This window comes from Nonomuraea sp. ZG12, from assembly GCF_052068115.1.
Classification (GTDB): Bacteria; Actinomycetota; Actinomycetes; order Streptosporangiales; family Streptosporangiaceae; genus Nonomuraea.
The window spans coordinates 168,305-177,170 of sequence record NZ_JBQHCW010000017.1 but is presented as its reverse complement, the minus strand read 5'-3'; the positions used below and the strand labels follow the sequence as shown (position 1 = coordinate 177,170).

7 protein-coding genes are annotated in these 8,866 nt (G+C 71.2%); 5 read left to right on the top strand and 2 right to left on the bottom strand.

The window, feature by feature from the left end; translation table 11 throughout:
* Both ACTMTF_RS34660 and ACTMTF_RS34655 read left to right on the top strand, forming a co-directional pair.
* Positions 1 to 615 (top strand): alpha-isopropylmalate synthase regulatory domain-containing protein (locus ACTMTF_RS34660; protein WP_441114461.1); only part of this gene is annotated, 615 nt, incomplete at its 5' end.
* A 17-nt stretch (positions 616 to 632) separates the two neighbouring features.
* Positions 633 to 1,970 carry a M14 family zinc carboxypeptidase gene (locus ACTMTF_RS34655; RefSeq protein ID WP_441114460.1) on the top strand — a complete coding sequence of 446 codons (1,338 nt, stop codon included), beginning with the start codon at positions 633 to 635 and terminating at the stop codon, positions 1,968 to 1,970.
* Between the two features lie 52 nt (positions 1,971 to 2,022).
* Here ACTMTF_RS34655 and ACTMTF_RS34650 read toward each other — a convergent pair whose 3' ends face one another.
* Positions 2,023 to 4,644 (bottom strand): BTAD domain-containing putative transcriptional regulator, encoded by a 2,622-nt coding sequence (locus tag ACTMTF_RS34650; RefSeq protein ID WP_441114459.1) that lies wholly within the window; start codon positions 4,642 to 4,644, stop codon positions 2,023 to 2,025.
* A gap of 543 nt (positions 4,645 to 5,187) precedes the next feature.
* Between ACTMTF_RS34650 and ACTMTF_RS34645 the strand changes: the two genes are divergently transcribed.
* Positions 5,188 to 5,658 carry a hypothetical protein gene (locus tag ACTMTF_RS34645; protein ID WP_441114458.1) on the top strand — a complete coding sequence of 157 codons (471 nt, stop codon included), beginning with the start codon at positions 5,188 to 5,190 and terminating at the stop codon, positions 5,656 to 5,658.
* 36 nt (positions 5,659 to 5,694) lie between these two features.
* On the opposite strand, the gene ACTMTF_RS34640 is transcribed toward ACTMTF_RS34645, so the two are convergent.
* On the bottom strand, positions 5,695 to 6,312 hold the full coding sequence (locus ACTMTF_RS34640; RefSeq protein ID WP_441114457.1) for a TetR/AcrR family transcriptional regulator: 618 nt from the start codon (positions 6,310 to 6,312) through the stop codon (positions 5,695 to 5,697).
* 107 nt (positions 6,313 to 6,419) lie between these two features.
* Here ACTMTF_RS34640 and ACTMTF_RS34635 point away from each other — a divergent pair, with 107 nt between their 5' ends.
* On the top strand, positions 6,420 to 7,601 hold the full coding sequence (locus tag ACTMTF_RS34635; RefSeq protein WP_441114456.1) for an NAD(P)/FAD-dependent oxidoreductase: 1,182 nt from the start codon (positions 6,420 to 6,422) through the stop codon (positions 7,599 to 7,601).
* Between the two features lie 26 nt (positions 7,602 to 7,627).
* Entirely contained in the window at positions 7,628 to 8,842 is a 1,215-nt protein-coding gene (locus ACTMTF_RS34630) for a cytochrome P450 (RefSeq protein ID WP_441114455.1), read from the top strand.
* The last annotated feature ends 24 nt before the right edge of the window (positions 8,843 to 8,866 follow it).

Genomic DNA, 8,866 nt, shown 5'->3' with positions numbered 1-8,866 from the left:
GCCGTCGGCAACGACATGCGGATGCTGGTCTCCGACATGGCCGGCCGCGCGTCGGTCGAGCTCAAGGGCCGCGAGCTCGGCTACGAGCTCACCCCTGAGCACACGAAGGCCCTGGTCGGCCGGGTCAAGGACCTGGAGTCGCAGGGCTACACGTTCGAGGCCGCCGACGCCTCCTTCGAGCTGCTGCTGCGCGAAACCGTCCACGGCGAGCGCAGGCGGCACTTCGAGGTCGAGTCGTGGCGGGTGATCGTCGAGCGGACGAAGGGCGGCGAGCTCGTCAGCGAGGCCACGGTCAAGCTGCACGCCAAGGGCGAGCGGATCGTCGCCACCGGCGAGGGCAACGGCCCGGTCAACGCCCTCGACAAGGCCGTCCGGTTCGCGCTGGAGCGGCTCTACCCCGAGCTGGCCAAGGTGGAACTGGTCGACTACAAGGTCCGCATCCTGGAAGGCACCCACGGCACCGACGCCGTCACCCACGTCCTCATCACCTCCAGCGACGACACGACCGAGTGGGCCACGGTCGGCGTCGCCGAGAACATCATCGACGCCTCCTGGCAGGCACTGGACCAGGCGGTCGCGTACGCCCTCGTCCGCGCGCGGTACGCATACCCATGACCTCCTGGAGGGCTCCCTTGAAGATCGCCTCGATCCTGCGCGAGATCCCGTACGAGGACCACTACCCCGGCCCGGACGAGGTGGAGAGCCGGCTGGCCGGCCTCACGGCCCGCCATCCGCGCCTCGTACGCCGCCGCCGCGTCGGCTTCTCCCGGCTGGGCGAGCCGATCCACCTGGTCAGCGTGGGCTCCGGGGACCGGTCCGTCCTCGTCTTCGCCGGCCCGCACCCCAACGAGCCTGTCGGCTTCCTCACCGTCCCCTACCTGGCCGAGCTGCTCTGCCGCGCCGACGACCTCCGTCTCGGCCACACCTGGCACTTCATCGGCTGCGTGGACCCCGACGGCGCCCGGCTCAACGAGGGCTGGTTCGCCGGCCCGCTGACGCGCAGGAACTACGGGCGCCGGCACTACCGGCCGCCCTTCGACGAGCAGGTCGAATGGACGTTCCCGCACCATGGCGACCCGCAGGGCGAGCTGAGCATGCCGGAGACCAAGGCGCTGGCGGACGTGATCGACGAGCTCCGCCCGGCCCTGATGTGCTCGCTGCACAACGCCGAGTTCGGCGGCGTTTACTACTACGTCAGCGACGAGCGCCCGGGCATGGCGGAGGCGCTCACCCATCTGTCCACGTACACAGGTATCCCTGTGCAGACCGGCGACGCCGACATTCCGGGCGCGCGCAGCATCGCCCCCGGCGTGTACGTCGTGCCGTCCGCGAACGTGGCCGGCGAGGCGGTATCCGGCGGCGACGGCCCCGAGACGGCCTTGATGGGCGCCTCCAGCCTGCACTACGCCGCCCGCCACGGCACCTTCTCGCTCATCGTCGAAGTTCCGATGTGGGCCGACCCGCGCAGCGGCGAGGACACGGACTGCGGGGTGCGGCGCGCTGACCTGCTGCGTGCCACGGCGGCACTGCTGGCGGACATCTCTCCCCGCATCGGCGCCCTCGCCGACCCGGCCCTCGTCTCCCTGGCGGTGCCCGGCTCGCCGTTCGCGCGTTCCCTGGCCGACCTGCGCCGGACGAGCGCGGCTCTGGCGGCCGCGTTCAGGAGCCACGCCGAGCGGGCCGGCGACGCGCGGGGCAGCGTCGCGGAACAGCTCTCGTTCCAGCAGACCGCTCACACCCTGCGCCTGCGCACCTGCGGGAGCGCGCTGCGGCTGATCGCCGGGGAGCTGGCCGTCGGCAACAGTTCACCGGCGATGCGATCCGCCGGCCAGGCGCTCGACGGCCTGTTCGAGACCTGGGCGGACGAGGCCGACGCCGACGCGACAGGCACGCCCGTCCCCATCGCCCAGCTGGTCGGCGCCCAGCTCGGCGCGGTACTGACCGCCGCGTACCAGCTCTCGGCGTCCTGACGGCGAGGGCCCTCACGAACCCTCACGAACCCTAATGGACCCTCACGGACCCTCATGGGCAGGGGGCGCTCCTGGCGTGGATGCGCCGCAGGATCTCGTCCGTCGCCGAGGCCCCGTGCTGGTCGTGGTCGCGCGCGTAGATCTCCTGCGCCTGCTCCGCCGCGGCCGTGGCCAGGGCGAGATCGCCCTGGTCCAGCCGTACGCGGGCCAGCTGGACCAGCATCCAGGCCGACGCCTGCCCCTCCCCGTACGTCTCCGACAGGGCCAGGCCACGCTCGGCCGCCCACACCGCCCTTTCCAGGTCCCCGGCATCGCGGGCCGCGCTGGTGAAGCCGTTCAGCACCATCCACTGGTGTGCCGAGTCGCCGAGCCGTTCGGCGGTCTCCCACGCCCGCTGGAACGACGACAGCACCTCGGGCCGGTGGCGGTCCGTGGCCAGCGCCGAGACGAAGTCGGGCACCGCCAGCGTCCGGGCGGTGTCCTGGTCCAGCGTCTTGGCCAGGGCCAGGGCCCGCGCGGCGAACCTGCGGGCCAGGAGCACCTGGTCCGTCATCGTGTGGCACATGGACAACCACACGAGCGTGTGGCACTCGGCGTGCTGCGCACCGAACCGCTGGAAGGCTTCCAAGCACGCGGTCAGCCGCCGTACGGCCTCCTCGGGCCGCTGGTGCACCAGCCGGCGAGCCAGGGCGAACTCGGCCTGGTGCCAGACCTGCTCGTCCCCGGCCGCGTACGCGGCGGTCTTGACGGCCTGGTGCATGCGGTTGAAGTCGGCGTCGGTGGTGACGCAGATGAGCCCGGCCAGCCGGCCCGCGTCCTCGTACCAGCCGAGTTCGCTGGCCCGCTCGACCAGGAACACCACGAGCTGCCGCATCGACTCGTCCAAGGCGAGCGGCCGCGCGAGCAGGCGCGCCAGCCGGTCCTGGGAGAGTGGCGCGCTGGTGGGCGTGGCCGGCGCCCCCGGCGGGCGGCCCCACAGGACGCGCGGGTTCCTGCTCCACGCGGCCAGCTCGATCTGCAGGAACGCATCCAGCAACTGCCGCAGGGCGGCCCGCCGCTCGCTCTCCGGGTCCATGGCCGCGAGGTCGGCGGCGTACACGAGCAGGAGGTCGTGCATCCGATAGCGCGGCTCCCCCGTCCGGTCGCGTCCGGCCGGCGCGAGGAGGCTCGCCACGAACAGCTCCTCCAGCGGCAGCTCCGCCTCCTTCTGCCGTAGCAGCGTGGCGAGCACCCACTCGGGGAAGTCGGAGCCGTCGAGCAGGCCCAGCATGCGGAACGCCCGGCGGGCGCCCTCGGAGAGCGCCAGGTAGCTCAGCTCCAGGCCCGCTCGCAGCTCCATCGACACGGTCTGCAGCTCGTCCAGCCGCCGCCGATCGCGCAGCTTGCACGCGAAGTCGGCCAGGTGGGTGTCCGGCCTGCTGGCCAGCCGGGCGCCGGCGATGCGCAGGGCCAGCGGCAGCCGGCCGCACAACGAGACGATCTCGCGCATGGCGTCCGGCTCGTCCCTGACGCGCTGCCCCACCAGCCCGGTGAAGAACTCCTCGGCTTCGTGCCAGGGCAGCGCCCCGAGGTTCAGCTGCACGGCGCCGGGCAGGCCGGCCATCATGCGCTGGCTGGTCACGATCACCGCGCAGCCGGGATCGTTGGGCATGAACGGCAGCACCTGGTCGAGGTTGGCCGCCTGGTCGAGGATGAGGAGCACCCGCCGGTCGGCGAGCCGGGCCCGCAGGGCGGCCGAGCGCGCCAGAGCGCCTCCCGGCACACTGTGCGGGTCCACCCCGGACAGCTGCAGCAGGGCGCTCAGCGCGTCCTCGGTCACCTCACCGGCCTTGGAGCCCGACAGTTGCGCGTACCACTGGCCGTCGGGGAACAGCCGCCGCAGCCGGTGGGCGACCCGCGTGGCCAGCGCGCTCTTGCCGACGCCCGGCGGTCCCGAGATCACCACGACCGGTACGGCCGTCCGCCCCGTACTCGGGACCAGCGACTTCTCGATCCGGTGGATCTCATCGGCTCTTCCGACGAAGTCGGCCGTGTCCGGCGGCAGCTGGCACTGCGGCACCCAGGAGGCCGGGGCGGGTACGGGCCGCACCTCGTCCCCTGCGCCGGTCAGCTCGATGGGCTTGGCCGGCACCTCATGGTCGAAGATCTGCTGGTGCAGCCGCTGCAGCTCCTCGCCGGGCTCCAGGCCGAACTCCTCCATGAACAGCGTGCGGGCCTCCCGATAGCAGTCCAGCGCCTCCACCTGGCGGTTGTCGTGATAAAGAGCGAAAATGAGCTGCCACCAGAACCGCTCGCGCAACGGGTAGCGGACGGTGAGCTCGCGCAACTCGCCGATGTGGTCACTGTGGAAGCCGATGCTCAGTTCAAGGTCGATCCGGTGCTCCACCGCGCGGGCCCAATCCTCGGTGACCCGGATGGCCTCGTCACGGTGCAGCGCCTCGGACGGCACGTCGACGAACGCGGGCCCCCGCCACAACTCCTCGGCCTGGCGCAACACCTTGACCGCCGCGGCCGGCCGCCCCTGCCGCTCCTCTTCCAGGGCCTGCTGTACGAGTTGGCGGAAGACCAGGACGTCCACCCGGTCCTGGCCGAGAGTGAGCCGGTAACCACCGCCCTCGGTGTGAATCCCGACCCCGCCGCCAACGGAGTGTGCCAGCTCTTTCCGCAGCCGCATGAGATAGACATAGAACGTTTCTTTGGCGGTAATCGGCGGGGAGTCGTCCCAAAGCCACCTGATCAAATCATTCACCGGCACCACCGAGTTGGCCCGCGATATTAGTCCGGCGAGCAACACCCGATGTTTTCCCGCAGTGGGACGTAAGGTGCCGAGTGGGCCGGCGAGTTCAAGAGGACCCAGGACGCGACCGCTCACCAGGGGGTTCTTGGCCGTCGCGGCTGTCCGTGGACGTTCGGTGGTCTGCACAGTGCGCCACTTCCTCAACACGAGAGATTGAGCCCTTCCCCGGAAACTTGGTCCTGGGCATCATCGATTCGTAGGCCGAGTTCTGGCCATGGATCACCCCGCGCGTATCACCCCGTGAGCCGTAGTTAATCACCTTTGTCCGCGTTCGCATACGAGTTTACTCGTGGAATGAGACACCCGAGCGAGCCCTGCGAAAGCTTCGAGAGCCTTCGAGAGCGAAGCCTCTTGCCCTCTGGACAGGCTGATGGCACGGTGACAACTTCCCAACAGGGCTGCGAGGCGATAATGGGCGGTATGGAAGGTGTCGAGTTCGGCGCCGCGTCCATCAACTCGTGGTTGGCCGCATGGCAGGGCAATCTGGTCTATGCGCAGGATCCCGAGCAGGGGGAGGCGCGGCGGATCTGGGCCAGGGTCGGCTTCACGGCCCTGGACGGTGCTGAGCGCGCCGGCTACCGCACGCGGGACGCGAACGCGAGCCGGTTCAACCTCCGAGCGCTGTTGATCGCCGACCTCGGCCCCGGTGACGACCCGCTGTGGGATCCGGATCGACTGGCCGCGGATGTCCTGGCGGCTCTGCCGTTGACCCTGGAGCAGGCCGCCGACTGGGCGGTGGACTGGCGGACGCGGCCTCGCGAGGAGATCCTGGCACTACGTACCTGCAAGAACCTCCTCGCGCCCACGAAAATGATCACTGGTCAGCTGGCGGAGGGACCGGTGAGCGCACGGGTCGAGCAATGGCTCCGCCTCTGGCCCCGGCTCCCATGACGTGCGGCACGCACGCGATGAGGTGGCGCCGGGTTCTCAGCTGTCGTCGATCTCGTTGATGCGGTATTGCGCGTGCAGCAGGGGCCAGGTCACCTCGGCCATCTCGGCCGGGGTTCGGGCGCAGCCGCCTTCGAGCCAGTCCACGGCCACGCCGATGAGCGCGCCCGCGGTGAACGCGGCCGTCACGTCGTGCGGGACGCGCTCGGGCCAGCCGCTGAGGTCGGTGTGGGCCAGGCGCTGGTGGATGACCTCGGCGATGCGACGGCGGATGTGGCCGAGGACGCGTGCGCTGCCCTGCGGGCCCAGCAGTGCGCGGTACAGGCCCGCGTGCCCGGCCAGGCTGCCGAAGAACGCCGTCAGTGACTCGGTCGCCTCCTGCGCCAGGTCCGGGGAGTCGAGACCGGGGCCGGGCAACGACTCCATCAGGTTGTCGATCATCGCGGTGCAGGCGTCCTCGGCCAGTTCGTGAACGTCCCGGTAGTGGTCGTAGAAGGCCGAACGGCTCACGCCGGCGCCCTCGGCGACGTCCGAAACGCTGATCCGGGACAGGTCGCGCTCCTCGACCAGCGCGATCAGCGCATGCGCCAATGCTGATCGAGTCCGGCGCACGCGCCGGTCATTCGACGGGGTGTTGCTCCCTCTGGCAGTGACCACACCCCCAATCTTACCCATAACCGACATATGTCAGTTTTCTTGCACCTGTAGGTTAATGTGGAAGCCATGTGGATGAACACCGCCGCTGGCAACCCGAACCACGCCTCATGACCCCGCCGGAACACGTACTGATCGTCGGTGCGTCGGCGGCCGGGCTGAGCACCGCGGAGGCGCTGCGGAGGCATGGCCACCAGGGCAGGCTGACGCTGCTGGACGCCGAGCCCCACCTGCCCTATGACCGGCCGCCGCTGTCGAAGCAGGTGCTGGCCGGGGCCTGGGAACCGGAGCGGGCCAGGCTGCGCAGCCAGGCGCAACTGGAGGCGCTGGGCGCGGAGTTCGTCCGGGGCGAGCCCGCGGTCGCGCTGGACGCGGCCGAGCGCGCCGTCACCACCGCCTCCGGCCGGGTGCTGCGTGGCGACGCCGTCGTCATCGCCACCGGCCTGACCCCCCACCGCCTGCCCGGCCAGGACGGGCAGGCGGGCGTGCACGTTCTGCGCGGCCTCGACGACGCGATCGCCCTGCGCGCCCGGCTGACCGAGGGCACGCGCCTGGTGGTCGTCGGCGAGGGGGTGCTGGGCGGCGAGATCGCCGCCACCGCCCGAGGGCTGGGCCTGGAGGTCACCCTCGTCGGCATGGGGCAGGCCGTGCTCGGCGACCAGCTCGGCGACGAGATCGGCGGCCTCCTCACCCGGACGCACGCCGAGCGCGGGGTCCGGCTCCGGCTGGGCGCCGCCGTCGAGGCGCTGGCCGGCGACGCGGACCGGGTCTCGGGTGTACGGCTGGCGGACGGCGAGTCGCTGCCCGCCGACGCCGTCGTGGTGGCCGTCGGCTGCCGCCCGGCGACCGGCTGGCTGGAGGGCGGCGGGCTGGTCCTGGGCGACGGGGTGGAGTGCGACGCGCGCTGCCGCGCCGCCGAGGGCGTCTACGCCGTCGGCGACGTGGCCTCGTTCACGCACGAGGGGCTAGGCAGGCGGCTGCGGCTGGAGAACCGGACCAACGCCATCGAACAGGCCCAGACGGTGGCCGCGAACATCCTCGGCGCGGACCGGGCGTACACCCCGATCCCGTACTTCTGGACCGACCAGTACGACGTCAAGATCCAGTTCCATGGCCTGCCGTCACCGGCGGCCGAGGTGACCGTCGTCGAAGGGGACCCGGCGCAAGGCCGCTTCGCCGCCCTCTACCGCGAGGGCGGCCAGGTCACCGGCGTCATCGGCTGGAACATGGCCAAACAGGCCCGCCTCCTGCGCCAGCAGACCTTGACCACCCCACCGCTCATGCCCGCCTGAGGACACCTTCTCTAAGGAGACATCGAATGAGTGCCAACGAGCAGGTCCTGAACTACCCGATCCCGAACGACGCCGCCCTCGACCCGCCCGCCGAGTGGACCGAGCTGCGCGGCACGTGCCCGGTCGCCCACGTGACGTTGCCCAGTGGCGACCAGGCGACGCTGCTGACCCGCTACACCGACGTCAAGGAGGTGCTCGCCGACCCGCGCTTCACCCGCCTGCTGAACGCGCCCGACGCGGCCCGGCTGTCGGCCACCGAGGACGGCGGACTGTTCAGCAGCGACATGGCGGCGATCATCCCGGACGGCGGGGAGGAGCACCAGCACTGGCGGCGGCTGGTCGGCAAGTGGTTCACCGCCAAGCGCATGACCGCGCTGCGGCCGGTCATGGCGCAGATCGCCGAGGGCCTCATCGACGGCATGGTCGAGGGCGGCGCCCCCGGTGACCTGAAGGCGTCCCTGGGCTTCCCGCTGCCGGTGTACGTCATCTGCGACATGCTCGGCGTGCCCGCCGCCGACCGTGACCGGTTCTCGTACTGGTCCGACACGCTGCTCAACCTCACCCGCTACGGCAAGGAGGAGATCGAGGCGGCCCAGGCCGAGTTCTTCCAGTACATGTCCGACCACCTCGCCGCCAAGCGCGCCGAGCCGGGCGAGGACCTGTTGAGCGAGCTGATCGCGGTCGGCGGCCCGGAGGACGGCGGCCTGACCGACCTGCAGATCGTGGTCACCGGCATGGGCCTGCTGGTCGCCGGGCACGAGACCACCGCCAACATGATCGGCAAGATGGTCTCCATGCTGCTGGCCGACCGCAGCCGCTGGGAGGCTCTGCTGGCCGACCCGAAGCTGATCCGCACCACGGTGGAGGAGTCGCTGCGGCTCGACGCCAACTCCGGCTTCGGCCTGCCGCGCTACCTGAAGGAGGAAACCGAGGTCAACGGCGAGCACCTGCCCAAGGGCACCACGGTCATCTGCAGCATGGCCGCCGCCAACCGGGACGAGCAGGCGTTCGAGGCGGCCGAGCACTTCGACCTGACCCGCAGCCCGAACCCGCACCTGGCCTTCGGCGCCGGCGCACACTCCTGCCTCGGACAGGCGCTGGCCCGGACCGAGCTGCAGGTCGTGCTCGAAGTGCTGCTGCGCAAGCTGCCGGGCCTGGAGCTGGCGGTGCCGGTGGCGGAGCTGGAGCGGGTGGAGGGGCTGGCCGTCGGCGGCCTGCGCACCGTCCCGGTCCGCTGGTGACCCGTTCAGACAAGGACAAGGGGG